Source organism: Acinetobacter sp. AM (assembly GCF_003105055.1).
Classification (GTDB): Bacteria; Pseudomonadota; Gammaproteobacteria; order Pseudomonadales; family Moraxellaceae; genus Acinetobacter; species Acinetobacter tibetensis.
On the sequence record NZ_QETG01000010.1, the window covers coordinates 1 to 19962 of the forward strand.

The 19962-nt window shown below is 37.0% G+C and carries 17 protein-coding genes and 2 pseudogenes; 11 read left to right on the top strand and 8 right to left on the bottom strand.

Going from position 1 to position 19962, the window contains the following annotated elements:
• The 6 genes and pseudogenes from DCO44_RS06950 to DCO44_RS06975 form a co-directional block, all read left to right on the top strand.
• On the top strand, positions 1-2150 hold a 2150-nt coding region (locus DCO44_RS06950), incomplete at its 5' end, for a thioesterase domain-containing protein (RefSeq protein ID WP_213066313.1).
• A 15-nt stretch (positions 2151-2165) separates the two neighbouring features.
• On the top strand, positions 2166-2390 hold the full coding sequence (locus DCO44_RS06955) for a hypothetical protein (RefSeq protein WP_116760382.1): 225 nt from the start codon (positions 2166-2168) through the stop codon (positions 2388-2390).
• Positions 2377-3321: a pseudouridine-5'-phosphate glycosidase gene (locus tag DCO44_RS06960; protein WP_116760385.1), complete on the top strand. Its 945-nt coding sequence runs from the start codon at positions 2377-2379 to the stop codon at positions 3319-3321. Before DCO44_RS06955 ends, DCO44_RS06960 begins: the two co-directional genes overlap by 14 nt.
• Positions 3318-4385: an alkene reductase gene (locus tag DCO44_RS06965; RefSeq protein WP_116760387.1), complete on the top strand. Its 1068-nt coding sequence runs from the start codon at positions 3318-3320 to the stop codon at positions 4383-4385. Before DCO44_RS06960 ends, DCO44_RS06965 begins: the two co-directional genes overlap by 4 nt.
• Positions 4386-4503: 118 nt before the next feature.
• Positions 4504-5124, top strand: coding sequence for a 4'-phosphopantetheinyl transferase superfamily protein (locus DCO44_RS06970; protein WP_116760389.1), 621 nt, complete (start codon positions 4504-4506; stop codon positions 5122-5124).
• A gap of 2 nt (positions 5125-5126) precedes the next feature.
• A pseudogene (locus DCO44_RS06975) lies at positions 5127-6322 on the top strand (hypothetical protein); the annotation flags it as partial.
• Positions 6323-6375: 53 nt separating this feature from the next.
• Here the strand turns inward: DCO44_RS06975 and DCO44_RS06980 are convergent.
• Entirely contained in the window at positions 6376-7158 is a 783-nt protein-coding gene (locus DCO44_RS06980; RefSeq protein ID WP_116760391.1) for an IS5 family transposase, read from the bottom strand.
• Between the two features lie 95 nt (positions 7159-7253).
• Here DCO44_RS06980 and DCO44_RS06985 point away from each other — a divergent pair, with 95 nt between their 5' ends.
• Positions 7254-7547: a pyocin activator PrtN family protein gene (locus DCO44_RS06985; RefSeq protein ID WP_228157527.1), complete on the top strand. Its 294-nt coding sequence runs from the start codon at positions 7254-7256 to the stop codon at positions 7545-7547.
• Between the two features lie 214 nt (positions 7548-7761).
• Here the strand turns inward: DCO44_RS06985 and DCO44_RS06995 are convergent, their stop codons facing one another.
• The 3 genes from DCO44_RS06995 to DCO44_RS07005 all read right to left on the bottom strand — a co-directional run bounded on the left by DCO44_RS06995 (position 7762) and on the right by DCO44_RS07005 (position 10675).
• Complete coding sequence (locus DCO44_RS06995) at positions 7762-8964, bottom strand: tyrosine-type recombinase/integrase (protein ID WP_116760397.1); 1203 nt, start codon at positions 8962-8964, stop codon at positions 7762-7764.
• Between the two features lie 452 nt (positions 8965-9416).
• Positions 9417-9908 carry an Lrp/AsnC family transcriptional regulator gene (locus DCO44_RS07000; protein ID WP_116760399.1) on the bottom strand — a complete coding sequence of 164 codons (492 nt, stop codon included), beginning with the start codon at positions 9906-9908 and terminating at the stop codon, positions 9417-9419.
• Positions 9909-10033: 125 nt separating this feature from the next.
• On the bottom strand, positions 10034-10675 hold the full coding sequence (locus DCO44_RS07005; RefSeq protein ID WP_116760401.1) for a YitT family protein: 642 nt from the start codon (positions 10673-10675) through the stop codon (positions 10034-10036).
• A gap of 893 nt (positions 10676-11568) precedes the next feature.
• Between DCO44_RS07005 and hppD the strand changes: the two genes are divergently transcribed.
• A complete protein-coding gene (gene hppD / locus DCO44_RS07010; protein ID WP_116760403.1) occupies positions 11569-12621 on the top strand; it encodes a 4-hydroxyphenylpyruvate dioxygenase in 1053 nt (350 codons plus the stop codon).
• A gap of 119 nt (positions 12622-12740) precedes the next feature.
• On the opposite strand, the gene DCO44_RS07015 is transcribed toward hppD, so the two are convergent.
• The 4 genes from DCO44_RS07015 to fahA form a co-directional block, all read right to left on the bottom strand.
• Entirely contained in the window at positions 12741-13520 is a 780-nt protein-coding gene (locus DCO44_RS07015; protein WP_116760405.1) for an IclR family transcriptional regulator, read from the bottom strand.
• A 226-nt stretch (positions 13521-13746) separates the two neighbouring features.
• Positions 13747-14295: a VOC family protein gene (locus DCO44_RS07020; protein ID WP_044739012.1), complete on the bottom strand. Its 549-nt coding sequence runs from the start codon at positions 14293-14295 to the stop codon at positions 13747-13749.
• A 21-nt stretch (positions 14296-14316) separates the two neighbouring features.
• Positions 14317-14955, bottom strand: a complete 639-nt coding sequence (gene maiA, locus DCO44_RS07025; RefSeq protein ID WP_116760407.1) for a maleylacetoacetate isomerase — start codon at positions 14953-14955, stop codon at positions 14317-14319.
• On the bottom strand, positions 14942-16249 hold the full coding sequence (gene fahA, locus DCO44_RS07030) for a fumarylacetoacetase (protein ID WP_116760409.1): 1308 nt from the start codon (positions 16247-16249) through the stop codon (positions 14942-14944). Before fahA ends, maiA begins: the two co-directional genes overlap by 14 nt.
• A 493-nt stretch (positions 16250-16742) precedes the next feature.
• Here fahA and DCO44_RS07035 point away from each other — a divergent pair, with 493 nt between their 5' ends.
• From DCO44_RS07035 to DCO44_RS07045, 3 genes and pseudogenes are all read left to right on the top strand, one after another.
• A complete protein-coding gene (locus tag DCO44_RS07035) occupies positions 16743-18140 on the top strand; it encodes an amino acid permease (protein WP_116760411.1) in 1398 nt (465 codons plus the stop codon).
• 166 nt (positions 18141-18306) lie between these two features.
• Positions 18307-19521: an aromatic amino acid transaminase gene (locus DCO44_RS07040; RefSeq protein ID WP_116760413.1), complete on the top strand. Its 1215-nt coding sequence runs from the start codon at positions 18307-18309 to the stop codon at positions 19519-19521.
• A 243-nt stretch (positions 19522-19764) separates the two neighbouring features.
• Positions 19765-19908, top strand: a pseudogene (locus tag DCO44_RS07045) (L(+)-tartrate dehydratase subunit beta); the annotation flags it as partial.
• Between the last annotated feature and the right edge of the window lie 54 nt (positions 19909-19962).

Below are 19962 nucleotides of genomic sequence, written 5' to 3' on the forward strand. Positions count from 1 at the left end.
TTTATCATCCAAGTTCTTCTAGTAAACCTATATTCAATTTAGTTTTTTTAAATAAAATTTTATACTGGTTAAGTGCTTTCAATAGTGAAGAAAGATTACTTTATAAATATTCTTATGCATCGCCTGGTGCATTGTATGCAACTCAAATATATTTGGAAATTAATAAAATTCAAGGTCTTTCAGATGGTTATTATTATTTTAATCAAATTGAAAAAACCTTACACAAAGTAGCAGATTGTGAACCTAAATCTCAAACTTTTCTAAATTTTCACTTTATTGGCGATCAAAGTGCTATCAAAAATGTTTATCAGAACAATGTTAAAGAAGTTTTGGAGATTGAAACTGGTCACCTAGTTGGATCTATTGATGCATTAGTTAATAAAAGTCAATATGCTTTAAAACCAATACCATTATTTGAGAACCTAATTAAAAAATTCGATTTAAATGAAAATCATTATTATATCAGATCTTTCAAATTAGTAGATTTAGACGATAAATGGATACCAAATATTGAACTCTTAATTCAAGAGAATAATTCAGCAAGTATGCCATCCAAAATAACATGGATAAGAAAAAAACAAATTAAAAAATTTAAATGTGATTTAAAAATTGAAAAAAATGATGTAATTGCTATCAATCAAAGTACTTATGAAAGGTCAATGCTTGGTATATCAATTATAAGTCGAGAGACAGATCCGGTATTAGCTTATATTGCGTTAGGGATTGGATTAGATGTAATTCAAAGAAATGATTTGAAATTAGGATTTATGTCTTCAGGTTATAGTTCTAAATCAGATAATAACTTACCAAGTACGTTTAAACTCTATGAAATTTTGAAAAAAATAGGGGTTGATCCAGCACCGACTTATTTCTGTGTAGGTGGAAAAATTTCACAATCTCAAATTGAACATGAAGGAATGAATGAAGATTCCGTACACATAGATGGTCCAGCGGAAATTATTAAAAATGAAATTTCAAAATTTTTACCTAAATATATGATACCTAATCAAATTATTGTGGTAAAAAAATTGCCTTTAAATCCTAGTGGTAAAGTGAGTTATAAAGATTTATATACTCTCGATGAATATAGTGAAATATCATTAAATAAACCTTATAAGATGCCTTCAACTGAGACTGAGATTCACTTATCCAATCTATGGTCGAAGTTACTCAATATAGAAAATGTTTCAGCTTTAGACGACTTCTTTCAAATTGGAGGTAATTCATTAAATGTAATTAAAATGATTACACATATTTATAATGATTTTCAAATTAAAATTAAAGCGCAAGATATTTTTCAGTATTCATCATTAAATATTCTCGCTAAATTTATTGATGAAAAAAGGGACAATAAAGAGGATATTTCTAGCTCCAGAGTGATCTACATGAATTCTTCTCCAAAAGATTTAACTAATACTGTTATCTGTTGGCCTGGCCTAGGTGGTTACCCCTTAAAAATGAAAAACCTTGCTAAGTATTCAGATAAAAAATTTATCGCCATACAAAGTTATGGTTTGAATGCTGATGAAAAACCATATAAGACAATTAATGACATGGCATTAGCAGATATCATGGAATTAGAAAAACTGGAAATTGATACTCCACTTTCGTTATGGGGCTATTCTTTTGGAGCAAAAATTGCCTTTGAGGTTGCTACTATTCTTGAAAAAAAGAATAAAAAAATTAATGAATTAGTATTAATTTGCCCAGGAAATCCCCTACTTGATGATTTTGAAGATGAATTATTGGAATTTAACTTTAAAAACAAACGGTTTGTAGCAGTTTTATTATCTGTCTTTTTTGGCAAGATTGATATTAATATGACACTAGATTGCATCGACAAAGTTAATAATATCAATGAATTTAATGACTATGTTTATGAAAAATTAGATGGATTAGAGCTTTCAGTTATTGAAAGAATAACCAATTTGATTTTAAAAACTTATCAGTTTGATTATAAGTTTGAAAACATTTCTAAAGGTGATATTGGTTTTCCAATCAAAATTATTAAAGCAAAGGGTGATGACTATACTTTTATCAACACTCTCCATAATGCTTATCGAGATAATATTAGCATGATTGATTTTGATTCAGATCATTACAATATTCTGAACCAAAATAATGCAAAAAAACTTGTAAATTTAATTTAATTTTGAGAATTTAATATGCCACATATCGAAATTCACTACTATCCCAAAGAAATAGATAAAATCAAGTTAATTGATGAAACATTATTATTAACTAGAAAAATTTTTAACGTTAATGATGACACGGTTTCAATATCACTTATTGAAGTTATTGAAGAAAATTGGTTTTCTTCAGTTGTTAAAAGCAAATTAATCACTAATAGAAAATATTTAATTAAGGAGCCAGGTTATGTTTTTAAATAATAGAAGTTCTTTAATTTCTGATTTTTTTAAAATAAGTGAAGAAGTACAAACTGCAATAGATGAGAATAAAGCTATTGTTTCACTTGAGTCTAATGTCTTAACACATGGGCTGAAATATCCACTGAATATCGAAACAATTACGAAAATTGAAAACTCTGTACGAGACAAGGGAGTTGTACCAGCAACAATTTATATTGATCAAGGAAAAATTATTGTTGGTTCAAATGACTCAATTATTGATAAATTTTCAAATGATCAATCCATTGTTAAAGTTTCAAGCAGAGATATTTCAACGTTATTAGCAAAAAAAGAATCTGGAGCTACTACTGTTTCAGCATCTTTAGTCTGTTCTGATTTATTAGGTATTGAGTTCTTCTCTTCAGCAGGCCTTGGAGGGGTTCACCGTGAGGCTAGTACTACTTTTGATATCTCATCTGATTTGATTCAAATAACACGTTCTAAAACAAATGTTATTTGTGCTGGTGTCAAAAACATTCTTGATATTGGATTAACACTCGAATTTCTTGAGACACAAGCAATACCTGTACTTACCTATAAATCAGAGTATTTCCCAGCTTTCTTCTGTCAAAACAGTGGCTTTGTGAGTCCTTGTAATATTAATGATATTAATTATTTATGTGACATTTTAAAAACGCATAGAGATTTAAATCTTCAAGGCGGGACGGTTATTGCTGTTCCACCTTTATCAAAAGATGCTTTAGATAGTGATCTACTTAAAGAATTCATTGACAATGCCATTAGCCGTGCAAAATTTGAAAATGTTTCTGGAAAACATATAACCAAATTCATTATGAGAGATTTAGAACAGAAAACTTTAGGCAAAACATCAAAAGCAAATGCTGATGTATTAGTAAGCAATGCAATTTTTGCTGCTGAATTAGCAAAACAATATAAGGAGAAATTTAAATGAAGAACTTTTTAACAGAAATTCGATATGGTAGTACTACTGCATCTAATTCATTAGTAATGGCACCTATGACGCGCTGTCGTGCTTCTGATGATGGTTGCGCTACTAAAATTATGGAAGAATATTACTCACAAAGATCTTCTGCGGGTCTAATTATTTCGGAAGGGATCCAACCTTGCTTAGTAGGTAAAGGCTTTATGAATACTCCTGGTTTACATTCACAAGAGCAAGTGGAAACCTGGACGAAAGTAACTAATTCTGTTCATGATAAAAATGGAAAAATTTTTGCACAACTAATGCATTCTGGTCGAATTGGACATCATTTAAATTATACTGAGCAGCTTCAATGTATTGCACCATCTGCAGTTTGTGCACAAGGTGAAATTTATACACCTGAAGGTCTAAAATCATTCGAATTACCCAAAGAGATGGATAGTACTGATATCACTCAAGCGATAGCTGATCATGTTAATGCTGCAAAGAATGCAATATTAGCTGGTTTTGATGGCATTGAAATCCATTGTGGAAATGGTTTTCTGATCCATCAATTTATGGCTGAAAATACAAATCTTAGAAGTGATGATTACGGAAAAGATATTACGGGCCGTTTGAAATTTGCTCTAGAAATAATTCATCAATGCGCATTGGCTATTGGCGCAGATAAAGTTGGTATAAGAATTTCACCAGAAAATCCTTATAATGATATTTACGAGGGTGATTCCAAACTTTTATATCAAACATTTATTCCATTATTACCTGAGGATCTAGCATATATTCACATAATGGAGTCAAATAATAGAGAAATGACCAAGTTGATTAGAGGTTTATGGAATGGGACGTTGATTCTTAACCCCCATGAATCTGTTGGGCACTGGCCTTCTACTGTCCAAATATTAGATGATACTCTTTCCAGTAAAATTGCTGATGCTGTTAGTATGGGGGCATTATTCATCTCAAATCCCGATTTAGTTGATCGAATTAGAACTGGATATGAATTAAATAATCCTAGAGATGAGTATTTTTATACTGGTGGTGCATTAGGTTATACTGATTATCCAACAATGTAGGTTGTTCAATTATATATTTAATGCCTTATTATTTGAGGCATTAAATATTAAATCTCATTATTTAAGTTTAAAGGCCATATTTATCAAAAAATTTAGATTTAGAATTGTAACAAGCTTAATGTTTGATGGTTTAGAGTTTATTTCTCTAGTTTTTCAACAAAAAAATATGATATTTAAAGATTTTATTGATAACGAAATTGAACTACCAAGTTCTTACCATGCTTATGGAAATGTCAGACTTAGTGAGTATCTCGCTGGCAGAATTGCTCTTAAAACTTTGTGTGACCATCCTCAAAAATGGGATTTTTTTTCTAATCAATTGGGAGCCCCAGTTTTCCCACCTAGTTTACAAGGCTCCTTAAGCCATTCTAAGAACATTGTATTTGCTGCATTATCTAGAGATAAAGATACTGGCGGAATAGGTGCAGATGTTCAACATTGGATTTCGGAAGAAGAATTTGAATTAATTAAATTTAATGTTGTTAATGATAAAGAGAACAACCTTATAAAAAATCATTTGGATTTCACAATAATTTTTTCTGCTAAAGAATCTTTGATCAAAGCAATCAGTAATCACTTTAGTGTTGTATTAGACTTCAACGATTTTCAAATTGTAAATCTTATATCTAATAAAGTTTATATCAATACTGATCGATTAGAGCTCTCCAGCAAACTCTTTGTTGTTAATTACTATTGTTTTTCAAAAGGTGTTGTTTCTTTTATTCAATTGAAAGGCTGATCATGAGCAATCATCCTAATGAAAAAAATACTGATAATTCTCCAGATAAAAAAAATCACCAGCATTCAAAGTTCTTGAATCGAATGCTGAAAAGTTCTTAATGGTGTGGTGGTTATGGGACGTTAGCAAAAGCTGATCGTAGAAATGCACAACCTAAAGTTCATGTTGCTTTTAGGGAACTTCTGGAAGATTACACCCCTACAGATAATTTTATTTTTATTGATGCCAATATAACAGATTTGGTGTCTTTGCTTATTGGTACAGTTTGGCACCATGAACGATTGGTTGACTATCCTCCCTTGGATATACAGGAGTCTGATATTGACCATACAGATTTTAAACATACCTATGTTCAAGCATATAAGCGAGAAGAAAAGACAGGGAAAATAGATCATTTCTTCTCAGACAGGAATAAATTTTATATTAATCCAAGCCAACGTGAGAATTGTGTTTCTTTCTCTTTAAAAAATCAGGAATACAAGGAACTACTCGTACCTTATTTTGAGTTTCTGGTGAGAGGATATGGTCTATCTACAGAACTTCCCAGAATTCTGACAACATATGATGAGGCCGAAAGACATGAACGGCTCTACACACCTCATACAGAAGAAGAAAATATCTGGACGATCCTTATAGGTGATAGCCTCACATCAGATGATCATGTATTTATTGCCTACTATAAATACAGCGAATATACCCAGGATGCCATAAGTATCTTATTTAGCAGTATTGCAAAACATGATGATTTTACTTAAAGAAACCATATATACCCTAAAGTAATGCCGTGACATGAGGAAATGAGAAAAATTAGGGTTTCTGCCTTCCTGACACCAATGCCTTTTTAGCCTTGACTATTCTTGAAATGGAACTACCGGATCAAACACACATCAGACGTGTTCCAAAGGTAATTCGCTGCATTAAGAAATCTGTAGATATCAACTCACCTAATCCTCCTCAGTTGTAACTAGGTCCTGGTCAGATTAACGTATCTGAAGATTAAGGGGGGCGCAAACCATTATCACAATCGGTTATTTTAGGTCATGAATTTACATGGTTAGGTTCAAGTCCTATCAGGGAAAAAGTAGAATGAAGTATGAAAGAACCTTCACCCAACCACAGAGAAAGAAAAATACAAAAAAAAACAAATACGATTGGTACAGGGGAACCTGATAGCTCTAAAGACGTTCTTAATTCCCAAAGGCTTTGTTGCACAAAGATTTAAAAGTTAAGATTTCTCATATCTACTCAAATTTAAGTGACAACTCGGGTATGTGGTCTGCCTAAGTCCGTAAATTTATTTAATACCGCCACACGTGCATGAATCTCATTGCGTTCTAGCGAGGCCATCTTTTTATCTTTCCATGGCTTCGCATTTTTTCTTGGTGGAGTCACTGCTTGTGCTTGCCTATCCACAATGACCTTCCGGCACTGTTTGGTATCATAAGCTCCATCGGTATAGACGGAGTCAACTCTATCATCTTCTGGAATCTGAGCAAGTAAATGACCAAGCACCTGTGAATCACTCACATTGTTGGTTGTGAGCTGAACTGCCCGTATTTGAAGTGTTTCAGCATCTATACCAATATAAAGTTTGCGCCATTGTCGACGATATTCAGGCTGATGTTTCTTTCGTTTCCATTCACCTTCACCTATAAACTTTAAACCAGTAGAGTCGACAAGTAGATGTAGTCCATCACTACTTTTTTGATAGCTAATCGTAATATCAATATGCTGTTGTCGCCTACAAATTGTAGTGTAGTCTGGCGCTACCCAATTTAACCCACAAAGATGGATGAGACTTTGAACAAAGCCAGTGACCATACGTAAAGACAATCGAAAGAGAGATTTAATCATTAGGCAGCATTGGATAGCTGCGTCGGAGTAAGTTTGATTTCGACCTTGTTTGCCTTTTGATGGGGCATACCATTGCGTAGTAGGATCAAACCAAATGGCAATATTTCCACGATTAATGAGTGCTCGGTTATATGAAGACCAATTGGTTGTACGATAAATTTTAGGTATAGGCTTATTCATTTGAAAATTATATTGTGGAATAAGCCTTTAGAGATAGGTTTGTGCAACAAAGCCATTGCACAATGCTCTTATCAACAACAACTGAGCACTTAAAAATGCAAATATCGATTTCCACATACAACTACCTTTTTCTTAAATTTGGCAACCCAATGCCACTGCTAGATGATGTCTGTAAGGTTTTCTACCCACATCTGAGTAAAGAAAATATTCTGGAAAAAGCAAGAAAAATGGACTTTCCTTTTAAGTGCGTAAGATTAGACAAAAGCCAAAAATCACCCTATTTCATTGATTTAAAAGATCTTTCAATCGCTATAGATAAAGCCTTTCAAAAAGACTCACCATATATTGATACAGATATTCATCATGCTTTAAATAATTCAAAGGAATAGATCAACAATGTCTTATATTACTTCTCAAGAAATACGCGATAGATTCAAAATCAAATCCTATACAACGTTATGGAGATGGCAACAGACAAATCAAACATTGTTTGAGGAACCATTTCCATCACCTATAAAGTTCTCTGTAGGTTCCAGTAGTCTCTGGGATTCAGGACAAATTAAAATTTGGGAAAATAAATACTTTAGAAAGAAGAAAGCCTAACTACTTAGTTAGGCTTTCTAATTTATACCACCATTGCTTATAAGCCTTACTCATTTCTTCAAGATAATCGTGATAATCATAAGTACCCTGCTCCCCAGACATAGTATGGCCGATCATTAACTCTGCAACATCTCGTGAGGTGAAACGACTGAAATGCGTACGAGCAGTTCTTCGCAAGTCATGCATTGACCAATGCTTCATTTCTACGCCATAGTGACGCCGTGCATATTGCATAACATTATAGGGAAGCTTACCCGGTCCATTTTGTCCAAACATCTCTTTAGTACCACTATTCACAAACATATAACTCGAATCATTCAGCTCCATCGCTTGTTTAATAAAAGGCTCTATCTCTGGCAAAATAGGTCTTACAAGAGCTCTGTTAGTATGTTGCCCTGTTTTATGGTTCTCAGAAGGTACAATCCAGACTTTACGCTCTAAATCAAAATCTGACTTTTTCGCCATTCTAAGCTCACTGTACCGATTCGCATAAAAGAGACAAATCTTTATAAACAACGCATTCTTCAAGGCCATTCTCGATTCGTCGCAGATTTTCCAGATTAAAGCGAGCTCTTTGTCTTCAAAAACTCGATCCACTTTCTTTTTCTTAATGTTTAAGTCACGCTTACCAACAATATGACGTATCGGATTATGTTCTACAAGCTTTCGATTTACCCCCCAATCTAAACACTGCTTGGTATTTGTCAGCAATCGATCTGTAATTGAAGCGGACTTTTCAAAATGTGCTTCAAATAACTCCAGCCACATATGTAGTGTGATTTGATCTGCTGGCAACGATCCATATTTAGGAAACACATACAACTCAAAAGACCTCAATTGCTGTTGTGCATTTTTCTTATTAACCAAGCAGTATTTTTCATGCCACTCTCGATAGAGTCCTTCAAAAGTTAGTGCATTACCAACCTTATGAAGTTCTAATTTTTTATGCACTCTTGGATCATGACCTGCCTCCAAAACACCTTTCATCTTTTGTAGCTCAAGTCTGGCTTCATGCAAAGTAATATGTGGGTAAGACCCAAGATCAAGACGTGCTTGCTTGCCTTGATATCTGAAGCGCATTTGAAAGGTGATTTTTCCTCTGGGAGAGACACGTACACTCAATCCATCTCTATTGGCTTCAACATGTTGTTCAGCTCTAATCTTACCTAAATTTTTTTTAAGCCATGTATCTGTCAACACCATTACACCTCTGTGTACAAATATTAAATTTAGATAAAATCAACAATTTTATGTACACATTCATGTACACAAAGCTCATAAAAAAACTTAAAACAACTTGGAATACCATGCAATAGGTAAAAATATAAAATTAATTAAGATACTGTAAAATATGATATTATTATATTTATTTTTGATGCTTTTGAAATGCGTTGAAATAAGATAAATTATAATGTGTTATTTGAGTGGGAAATAATCGCGAAGGTTCGGCGTGCCTGAACTTCTTTCAATAATTGATCTTTGAACATTAGGGAAATCTGCAATTTGTACACAGCGATGCCCACGCAAATTACGCGCTGCATACCACTGTCAGGTGAGACAAAAATAGGCTCAATTGTAGCGTAAGAATCGTTTTTCTTCTATTCATTTCATGCTGAAAGGTTTTGCCGTTCAACAGACAAAACCCTGCCAGTTATTTAAAGCGCTTCGGTATTGGATGCAGGATTAGATAAAACAATCGAGTTTTCTTTGAGTTTTTCCAGCACAATGGAGGTCGTAATATCATTGATCTGAAATTGATGTGAAGAAATTTTACTGATCAATTGCGACATTTCATCCAGATTTTTGACAGCCACTTTAAGCAAGAAGTCTGATGTACCTGTGAGCTTATAGGCATCACGGATGCGCGGCTCATCCAAAATAAATTCCAAAAACTTTTCAAAACCATCATCATAATGATTCCGAATACTGACCTCGATCATGCCTGTAATCGGTGATGGGTCTGCTTTCAGCGCAATTTGTGCATAGTAGCCTGTGATAATCTTTTTTTGTTCCAATGTGGCACGACGACGCGAACATTGTGACGCTGAAAGACCAATCAACTCTGCCAGCTCTTGATTGGTTAAACGACCATTTTGCTGTAATTGCTGAATAATTTTACGATCGTAATCGTCCAGTTCATCGCCCATCATCTATCCTAGAATTTTGTTATCAAACTGCTGAAAAAGCGCGTTTTTGTCTGCAAACTACTTTATAGAAACAGGGCGAAAAAAACAAATTCGATTTGCCCTGCTCCCTCTGTTAAGTACCTTAATTAAGCGACATAACGATCTTTACGATGGTTCATTGCAATGATCAAATTCAAGACCACGGCTCCCATAATCGAGATCATGAGTAAAGTAAAATCAACAAAAAATGCCGATGCAATCAAAATACTGATATCCACAAACATTTGGAATTTACCCATAGAAATATTGTATTTCTCGTTCAGGAACATTGCCAATAAATTGATGCCTCCCATACTCGACTTATGGCGAAATAAAATGAGGAAACTAACACCCAAAATAATGTTGGCAATTAAGGAAGCATAGATCGGATTGATGTTCTCTAGACTAAAAAAACTCGGATTAATTTCTGCAAAGCATGAAACCAAGCCAATGGCCGCCATGGTTCTAAGCACCACTTGCAGTCCCATTTTTTGATAGGCTAAATAAAAAAATGGAATATTAATACAGAAGAACAAGGTCCCGAAAGACACATTAAAGATGTAATGTAGCAACAAGGCTAAACCTGCTGTACCGCCTGTCATAATGCCACCCTGTTGGATGATATTAATCGCAAAAGACAACAGGAAGGTGCCAATAAAGAGTGCTACGACATCTTCTACTTTTGAATGTGTCATGGCTGCTGGGAGAGGTGCCAAAACGGCAGAATTTGATAAAGGTTGGTTGTCCATAAGAAAATCCAAGACATACAATATGCAAAATTAATGCAAATTATGTACCAAAATAAAATAAATATGCACATTTCAACTTTATAAGATTTTTTATTTCATTAAATCCAACGATTTACATACGCAGGTTGAAACATTTTTTTGAAATTTAGCATTAAATCCGCACGTTTTGAGCAAAATACAATAAGCACAAATCATGCATTATTTAATTTTTAATACACATTGTGGTGCATTTAATCCATTTATGCACAATTTTGTTGCATTCTTTGATGATTATGGATTATACAGATCCTATAAGCATGCTTTAATGAAGTAGTGAAATTGTGGCTTTAATATTCAAGATTTGAAAAGAAGCCCAATGAGCCAACCATCTTTTTGAGTAGCTTATCGTAAAGATGAATTTGTAGTTTTTTGATTTTTAAAAATTTTATTCAAATTCAATTGTTGTTATGTGCAATAACAGGTTTTTTCCAAATCTAGAATGCTGCAAGAGCTTAGCGTAGATATTGCATGATAAAATTACAAATAACATAATTTAATTATGTATTGCATAATTAAATTGGATTTAGTAAGCTGTTCTCAACATAAAGTAGCCAATGTGCACCTTTTTGATGCACAAATAGCACAGTTAAACAGATGATCGGTGAAGGGAATATCACAACCATCAGAGAAAACCACTGTAAAACTAAAATAGCCCTACAGTGAATGACGATGCGGTATTCCACAGCACCATCATAAAAGTCACATAGGATGTGTCATTGAACGTTTGAACTTGGTCATGCCACAGCATGTACCCTGCTGAAGATTGAGAAACCTACAGGTTTTTCTATGTCGTTCCTCACATCCCAAACAGCCTGAACATTGGACTCGTCCTTGCATGACAAGAGGGAAATAAGATGGATATTTTAGAAAACCCATTAGAATTATGTGGATTTGCATTTATTGAATTTGTATCAAAGGAAAATGATCTCGATCCAATTTTTGAAACCATTGGTTTTAGCAAAGTCGCAAAGCATAAATCCAAAAATGCGTACTTATGGCGTCAAGGAAATATCAATATTATTTTGAACTATCAACCTGAATCTTATGCTTCTTATTTTTATAAAGAGCATGGTCCTTCAGCGTGTGCCATGGGGTTTAAAACACGCGATGCAGCCAAGGCCTTTCAAAAAGCATTGGAATTAGGTGCAGAACCTATTTATAGCCAAGCAGGTCCAATGGAACTCAATATTCCTGCCATTAAAGGCATTGGCGGTATGCCCATTTTCCTGATTGACCGTGACATTTATGAAAATGACTTTGAGTTTATTGAAGGTGTTAACCCGCACCCAGTTGGTACAGGTCTCAATGAAATTGACCATTTAACCCATAACGTCTACAAAGGCCGCATGGAATATTGGGCAAACTTTTATGAAAAAATCTTTAATTTCCAAGAAATTCGCTACTTCGACATTAAAGGTGAATACACAGGTTTAACCTCGAAAGCACTCACCGCACCTGATGGCAAAATTCGTATTCCATTGAATGAAGATTCAGATAAAGGCAATGGTCAAATTGCTGAGTTCCTTGCCGACTTTAATGGTGAAGGCATTCAACACATTGCCTTTATTACCGATGATTTAATTGGTACTTGGGACAAACTGAAAGCCCTCGGCATGAAATTCATGACCCCTCCACCAAATACTTATTATGAAATGCTACCAGAGCGTTTGCCAAATCATGGCGAGCCAACAGATGAGCTACAGCAACGTGGTATTTTATTGGATGGATCAACTCAAAATGGCGAGAAGAAACTGCTCTTGCAAATTTTCTCAGAAAATATGCTTGGACCCGTATTCTTCGAGTTTATTCAACGTAAAGCCGATGATGGTTTTGGTGAAGGAAACTTTAAAGCGCTATTTGAATCGATTGAACGTGATCAAATCCGTCGTGGGGTACTCCAAGTTTAAGCGATGTGTTTAAACCTCAATACAGGCGGGCGAAACATGCGAACCCATTTAAGCATGTTTCACTCACAAAAAAGGCGACTGAATTCAGTCGCCTTTTTTAGCATGTAGCATAAGCCATCTTAACGGGCTTGAATAAACCGATTAATCGCAGCCACTTCTTGCTGCAATAACTGAACTTTTTCACTGCCTATGTGCAACGGTAGGAATGTTTCACTGTCTATTGCCACCACAGAAAATTCAATCTGGCCTTGTGCATTAAATACAGGTAAACCCACCGCATTAATGCCGACCAGCAAATCCCCTTTCGCCAAAGCCATCTGTTCTGTGCAAATCTGCTGTTTTAATTGGTTAAATTCATCCCAATTGGCAGGTTTGAGTGCTAAGCCTAAAGCGGCCGCTTTGTCCCATTCTTCCTGCATCAAAGGACGAATAACACTTTCTGGCAAATACGAAGCAAAGACCCGCCCCGATGCCGAGTTAACCAATGGCATAATTGAGCCGACTTTGGTTACAATCGCAATCGGATGATTCGACTCTATCGACTGCACCACCAAAGGCCCTCGCGGTGACCATTTGCTAATTTGAATGCTACAACCAATCTTGGCCTGCAAGGCATAAATCATCGATTGGACTTGTTGTAAGGCATCAGTATGTTGAATACAGTTCAATCCTAAACGCCAAGCCTGATCACCCAGTGCGTATTGACCATCGTCCAGTTGTTTGGCGTAATTCATGCGGATCAAACTCACCAAATAGCGGTGAGCTTTGGCTGGATGCATACTCAGCTTGTGCGATAGATCTTTGAGAATAATCGGTTGATTATGCTCGACCAGTGCATTTAACACGGCCAAACCCACTTCAAGCGATTGCACTCCACCCGATAACTTTTCTTCAACCATTGACGCGCTCTTTAAAGGTCATTTTTTCAATCATTTATTTAGTTTTGTGTGACTACACAAGGACACATTGGTCCGTGACATCATGCCTGAGATTTACAAAAAACTGAAATCATCTTTTTGAATGACATTGAATCTCACAGCCCGTCCGACGATCACTCACAGCAAAAAAAACTGCATTCGGTCAAAAATGCAGTCAAGGGTAAAACTAAAAAATCAAAAGCTTGGTTTAAGCACCTAATTCTTCTTCATGTAAGAAGTGGGTATGATGCGGTGCGCGTTTGGTCTTGCTCCATTCATCCAGCATTTCCAGTTTCATTTCTTCAGTGATCCGCGCGATTTTTTCATCGGCATGCACATCGTTATAAGTCAGCTCTAAACGGTGACCATTCGGATCAAAGAAATAAATCGAATGGAAAATACCGTGGTTGGTAATGCCAAGCACTTTCACACCCTGTTGTTCTAAATGTTCTTTGGCTGCCAATAACGCATTTAAGTCTTCGACTTCAAAGGCAATGTGCTGCACCCAAGCTGGGGTGTTTTCATCACGTCCCATTTCTGGTTGCGTTGGCAACTCAAAGAATGCCAACACATTGCCTTGACCTGCATCTAAAAATAAATGCATATAGGGATCAAACGCTTTGGTGGACGGCACATGGTCTTCAGCAAAGGCTAAAATAAAGTCCATGTTCAACATGGTCTTGTACCACTGCACTGTTTCTTTAGCATCTTTACAACGGTAAGCAACGTGGTGAATTTTTTTAATTGCAAAACTCATAATCAAACTCCTTTTTCTGTTTTATTCCCAATCGGCTTGTTGTTCTGGTGCAGCCTGATGAAAAGCTGCCAACTGCATACAATGCGTATAAATCGACTGGATTTTTGGATATTCCGTTAAATCAATTTGAAAACGTTTGGCGTTATACACTTGTGGAATTAGGCAACAATCTGCAAAACTCGCCTGTTCACCAAAACAGTACTGACCATTCGATTGCTGTAATTGTTGCTCTAGGCTATGAAAACCGAGCTTAATCCAGTGTTGATACCATGCAGTCTTTTCAGTATTACTCACTGCAAGCGTCTGCTCTAAGTACTGCAACACTCTTAAGTTATTCAGGGGATGAATTTCACAAGCAATGTGCTGGGCAAAAGCACGAATCTGCGCGCGCTGTTGTAAATTCTGAGGCAGCAAAGCCGTCTTTGGATAGGCTTCTTCCAGATACTCAAGAATACTCAGTGATTGCGTCAATACATACTGCTGATCCAATAACGTCGGCACCAACTCACTCGGATTGATTGCCACGTACTCTGCCGAGTGTTGTTCGCCACCCTGTTTCAGCAAATGCACCGCTTGTGTGTCATAACTCAAGCCTTTTAAATTTAAGGCAATCCGCACACGAAACGCCGCTGAGCTGCGAAAATAGCTATACAGTTTCATGCTGTACCTGCACTGCTTCAGCAAAGTCAAAACTTAAAGCAGGTAAAATGGTATTTCGCACTTCACCAAAGCCCACGCGTATGCCATCTTTTTCTGCATGCCCTTTCATGATGACCGTATCGCCATCCTGTAAAAAACTACGTTGTTCGCCATTGGCTAAATTTAAGGGTGCGGTTGAGTTCCAGGTCAGTTCCAACAAACTGCCGTATGAGTCTTTGGTTGAACCCGAAATCGTGCCCGAGCCCATCAAATCGCCGACATTGACATTACAACCAGAAATGGTGTGATGCGTTAACTGCTGAGCCATTGACCAGTACATATATTTAAAGTTGGTTTGGCAAATTACATCCGCGCTGTCACTTTGAGGTGTTTGAATTTCTACCGAAAGCTGAATGTCATAACTGCTTTCGACATTTTCTTGTAAATAGGCCAATGGACGTGGTTCTTGTACAGGCCCCTGCATTTTAAAGGGCTGTAAAGCTTGCATGGTCACAACCCACGGCGAAATAGCACTGGCAAAGGTTTTGGCATTGAACGGGCCTAAAGGGACATACTCCCATTGTTGGATATCTCGTGCCGACCAATCATTGAGGAGCACCATACCAAAGATATGGGCTTCAGCATCTTCAATATGAATCGGCTGACCTAAACGACTCGGTTTACCCACAATAAAAGCCGTTTCTAATTCAAAATCCAGCTTACGTGTCGCTGAAAAAACTGGACGCTCTTGTTCAGGTAATTTGATTTGCCCCGATGGACGAACAATCTCTGTTCCACTCACTACCACCGAACTGGCACGCCCATTATAACCAACAGGTAATTCACTCCAGTTGGGTAATAAGGCATTTTTAGGATCACGGAACATACAGCCCACATTGGTGGCATGTTCTTTAGAAGAATAAAAATCGGTATAACCTGAAATCTGTACAGGCAAGTGCATGATGGCGTCTTGCTGTTTATAGAGTACCTGTTGCTGTAATGCTACATCATGCTGTAAGCGTGGATTATCCAGAGCCAGTAATGCTTGTAATTCACGACGGACTTTGTGCCAGTTGCTTGAGCCTGATTCGATAAATTTATTCAAATTTGGCTGATTAAAATAGCACTCATGCTCGCTCAAACGCAGAACGCCTGCCTGCTCTAAAGCAGCTAAATCTAAAATCCACTCGCCAATCGCAACACCAACACGTCGTTCGCCTTCCTTGCAACGACTAAAAATGCCATAAGGCAAATTATGAATGGTGAAATCTGAATGGGCTGAAACAGGAATAAAACAGCTCAATTGTGAGTTCATGATGATGTCATCCTTGTTATTTTCTCTACACTCTTCACTTGATCGCACTGATGAAATTTTATTACTTTGATAAAAATCAATTATTTAAATAAAAGCAAAATTCCAATTCATTACGACAATTGTATCAATTTCATTTCATCATACTGAATTTATAAAATTACGCAATATATAATTTAATTACTTTATTCATAATTTTATTATTTCTTGTTGTCTCTCGTTCACTTAAACACCGCATTCAACTGCTGTTTTAAACAACACTTTTGGCTAGAAAACCCCGACGAACTCGCTACAATAAATGCCCATATTTGGTGCATTACTATAAAAACAAGGATGTTTTATAGGGATCATCAGATAGAAATAGACACCTAAGTTTCTTATTTTTAAGAGAAATAAAAAATAATTAGGTGTTTCACTTGTATATTATTTTTTAATCAATTTATGATATACGTAATTTATTAGGAAATAATTACACGACAAGGATGAGAATAATCATATGTCACACAATGATCACGGTCAGCTCAAGCACGGTTTATCCAACCGTCATATCCAGCTGATTGCCCTAGGCGGTGCAATCGGTACAGGTCTATTCCTTGGAATTTCTCAATCTATTAAACTTGCAGGCCCTTCCGTTATTCTGGGTTATGCCATTGCTGGACTCATTGCATTTTTTATGATGCGACAACTGGGTGAAATGGTGGTGCAAGAGCCTGTGAGTGGCTCTTTCAGCTATTTTGCCAATAAATATTGGGGCCGTTTTGCAGGCTTCATGTCGGGCTGGAACTATTGGGTGCTGAATGTTCTGGTCTGTATGGCAGAACTGAGTGCAGTGGGACTGTATGTCCAATACTGGTGGCCAGAAATTCCAACCTGGATGTCGGCACTTGGCTTTTTTATTTTAATTAATGTCATTAACTTGCTCCACGTGAAACTGTTCGGCGAAATGGAGTTCTGGTTTTCGATTATCAAAATTCTCGCCATTGTCGCTATGATTGGTTTTGGCTCTTACTTGCTGGCAACGGGTAGCGCAGGCTCACAAGCTGCGATCAGCAACCTTTGGGCACTCGGTGGTTTCTTCCCGAATGGTGTCAGCGGTTTAGTCATGGCTATGGCAGCAATTATTTTTGCCTTTGGGGGTATTGAACTGTTCGGTATTACCGCGGCAGAAGCGCACGATCCGCAAAAAATCTTACCTAAAGCGGTCAATCAGATTATCTACCGCATTTTGATTTTCTATATCTTAACTTTGATTGTACTTTTAGCCTTGTTCCCTTGGAATCAAATGGCACAAGGTGGCAGCCCATTTGTTATGGTATTTGCGTCGCTCGACAGCCAAGGCGTTGCCACCGCATTAAACTTCGTGATTTTAACTGCTGCGGTTTCTGTCTATAACGGCACCAGTTATTGTAGTAGCCGCATGTTGCTTGGTTTGGCAGAACAAGGCAATGCACCAGAATTCTTTAAAAAAATTAATTCTCGTGGGATTCCTGTCAATGCAGTTCTCATTTCTGCATTAGTTACTGCACTATGCGTTTTACTGAATTACATCTTCCCTGAAAAAGCCTTTGGCTTGCTGATGATGTTAGTCGTGGCTGCTATTGTGATTAATTGGGTGGTCATTTCAATCACGCATTTAAAATTCCGTCAAAGCCTACAACAACAGCAAAAAACCTCGTTGTTCCCAAGTTTGGCTTATCCATTCACCAATTATCTGTGCATTGTATTTATGTTGGGTATTTTAGTGATTATGAGCCTAACCCCTGATATGCGTATCGCGGTGTATATGATTCCTGCTTGGGTCGGCTGTTTAAGTTTGGCCTATTGGATGAAGCAGCGAAAATACAAAGCTGTGAATGCAAATTTAATATTAAACCCGGATAGTTCTTTTAAATAAATCTATTGAATAAAGGCAATGCCTCCCCAATGTAAGACCAGAATCATATTGGATGAAACTGGTCTTGCAAAACTCATGCGAATCGGCTTAAGTTATCACCAACTTTAACTGGACGATGCGAAGCGCGAACAGTTTGACCCTAGCTGCAACAAACAAGGATTTTTTAATGTTTCAACATATCCCTCCTTATGCGGGCGACCCAATTTTGTCGCTTATGGAACAGTTCAATACCGACCCTCGTGAAGGTAAAGTCAATTTAAGTATTGGTCTTTACTATAATGAAGACAGTATTGTTCCTCAGCTTGAAACAATCATGGAAGCGCAAAAGCGTCTTGAGCCACAGCAAAGCAAAACCAAATTGTATTTGCCAATGGAAGGTTTCAAACCTTACCGCGATGCAATTCAAGCTTTGTTATTTGGTGAAAACAGCCCAGCAGTGCAAAGTGGTCGTGCCGTAACGATTCAAACTTTAGGTGGTTCTGGTGCGCTGAAAGTCGGTGCTGACTTCTTAAAAAATTACTTCCCGAACTCTGAAGTTTGGGTGAGCCAACCAACGTGGGACAACCACGTTGCGATCTTTAATGGCGCGGGCTTAAAAACCCATTTCTACCCATACTTCGATGCAGAAACGCGTGGTGTAGACTTTGATGGTATGTTGTCTTGCTTACAACAATTACCAGAACAAAGCGTGGTATTGCTTCATCCTTGCTGCCACAACCCGACAGGTGCAGATTTAACTCCTGCGCAATGGGATCAAGTCATTGCCGTACTAAAAGCACGTCAACTTATTCCATTCTTGGACATTGCTTACCAAGGTTTTGGTGAAGGCATGGAACAAGATGCTTATGCGATTCGCGCACTTGACCAAGCGGGCTTAAACTTTATTGTCAGCAATTCATTCTCTAAGATTTTCTCACTCTACGGTGAGCGTGTGGGTGGTTTGACATTCGTGTGTGACGATGCCGCGACTGCTCAATGCACCTTCGGTCAATTGAAAGCAACAGTACGTCGTATCTACTCTAGCCCTCCTACAACAGGTGCATGGTTGGTTGACCAAGTCTTGAATGACCAAGCGTTAAATCAACAGTGGCAAAATGAAGTTAAAGAAATGCGTGAACGTATTATTAAAATGCGTCGTATTTTGAAAGACGAATTAACCAAAGCGCTTCCAGACCGTGACTTCAACTACTTGGTTGAACAAAAAGGCATGTTCAGCTACACAGGCTTAACAGGCGAACAAGTCGATACCTTACGTGAAGAGTATGCGATTTACTTGGTACGTAGTGGTCGTATTTGTGTTGCGGGCTTAAACATGAACAATGTTTATATCGTTGCCAAAGCAATGGCTGAAGTTTTAGCAAAAGCACCTGCTCAAGCTTAATCTTTAGTTCCAAAAACCAAGATTGTTCAAACGAACAGTCTTGGTTTTTTTATGCCTGAGCATCAATACTCTGAAGCCTATTTTCCTGCTGTAAAAGCATGGACTAGCATGGCTTAATGCAAGGTTCGATGCTGTACCAAATTATCGACATGCTGCGCCAAATATTCTTTTAAGTGATTTAAAAAATACGCAACGCGTGGCGAATCTTGCAAGCGGGCTAAACATCTGCTGGTAGAGTACGATAACCGCGTCAAAGTATTTGGCCCTTTGATCATCTCGATTGATACCCACGGCAACAATTTAATTCAACAAAATAAAATACAGTTTCAAGCCAAGAAAAAACCTGTGTTGGATCGCATCAGTAAGGAATTAAGTTTTATTAAATAAACTTAAATGAGCAATAAAAATAACCCTGAAATATTCACATTCAGGGTTATTAAA

Bases quoted from the DNA above. Each gene is read 5' to 3' on its own strand.
- DCO44_RS07020 (WP_044739012.1), bottom strand. From the start codon at position 14,295: ATGAGTTTTGCAATTAAAAAAATTCACCACGTTGCTTACCGTTGTAAA.
- fahA (WP_116760409.1), bottom strand. From the start codon at position 16,249: ATGAACTCACAATTGAGCTGTTTTATTCCTGTTTCAGCCCATTCAGAT.
- DCO44_RS06995 (WP_116760397.1), bottom strand. From the start codon at position 8,964: ATGGTGTTGACAGATACATGGCTTAAAAAAAATTTAGGTAAGATTAGA.
- DCO44_RS07005 (WP_116760401.1), bottom strand. From the start codon at position 10,675: ATGGACAACCAACCTTTATCAAATTCTGCCGTTTTGGCACCTCTCCCA.
- DCO44_RS07015 (WP_116760405.1), bottom strand. From the start codon at position 13,520: ATGGTTGAAGAAAAGTTATCGGGTGGAGTGCAATCGCTTGAAGTGGGT.
- DCO44_RS06960 (WP_116760385.1), top strand. From the start codon at position 2,377: ATGTTTTTAAATAATAGAAGTTCTTTAATTTCTGATTTTTTTAAAATA.
- DCO44_RS06965 (WP_116760387.1), top strand. From the start codon at position 3,318: ATGAAGAACTTTTTAACAGAAATTCGATATGGTAGTACTACTGCATCT.
- DCO44_RS07040 (WP_116760413.1), top strand. From the start codon at position 18,307: ATGTTTCAACATATCCCTCCTTATGCGGGCGACCCAATTTTGTCGCTT.
- maiA (WP_116760407.1), bottom strand. From the start codon at position 14,955: ATGAAACTGTATAGCTATTTTCGCAGCTCAGCGGCGTTTCGTGTGCGG.
- DCO44_RS06985 (WP_228157527.1), top strand. From the start codon at position 7,254: ATGCAAATATCGATTTCCACATACAACTACCTTTTTCTTAAATTTGGC.
- DCO44_RS06970 (WP_116760389.1), top strand. From the start codon at position 4,504: ATGTTTGATGGTTTAGAGTTTATTTCTCTAGTTTTTCAACAAAAAAAT.
- hppD (WP_116760403.1), top strand. From the start codon at position 11,569: ATGGATATTTTAGAAAACCCATTAGAATTATGTGGATTTGCATTTATT.
- DCO44_RS07000 (WP_116760399.1), bottom strand. From the start codon at position 9,908: ATGGGCGATGAACTGGACGATTACGATCGTAAAATTATTCAGCAATTA.
- DCO44_RS07035 (WP_116760411.1), top strand. From the start codon at position 16,743: ATGTCACACAATGATCACGGTCAGCTCAAGCACGGTTTATCCAACCGT.
- DCO44_RS06955 (WP_116760382.1), top strand. From the start codon at position 2,166: ATGCCACATATCGAAATTCACTACTATCCCAAAGAAATAGATAAAATC.
- DCO44_RS06980 (WP_116760391.1), bottom strand. From the start codon at position 7,158: ATGAATAAGCCTATACCTAAAATTTATCGTACAACCAATTGGTCTTCA.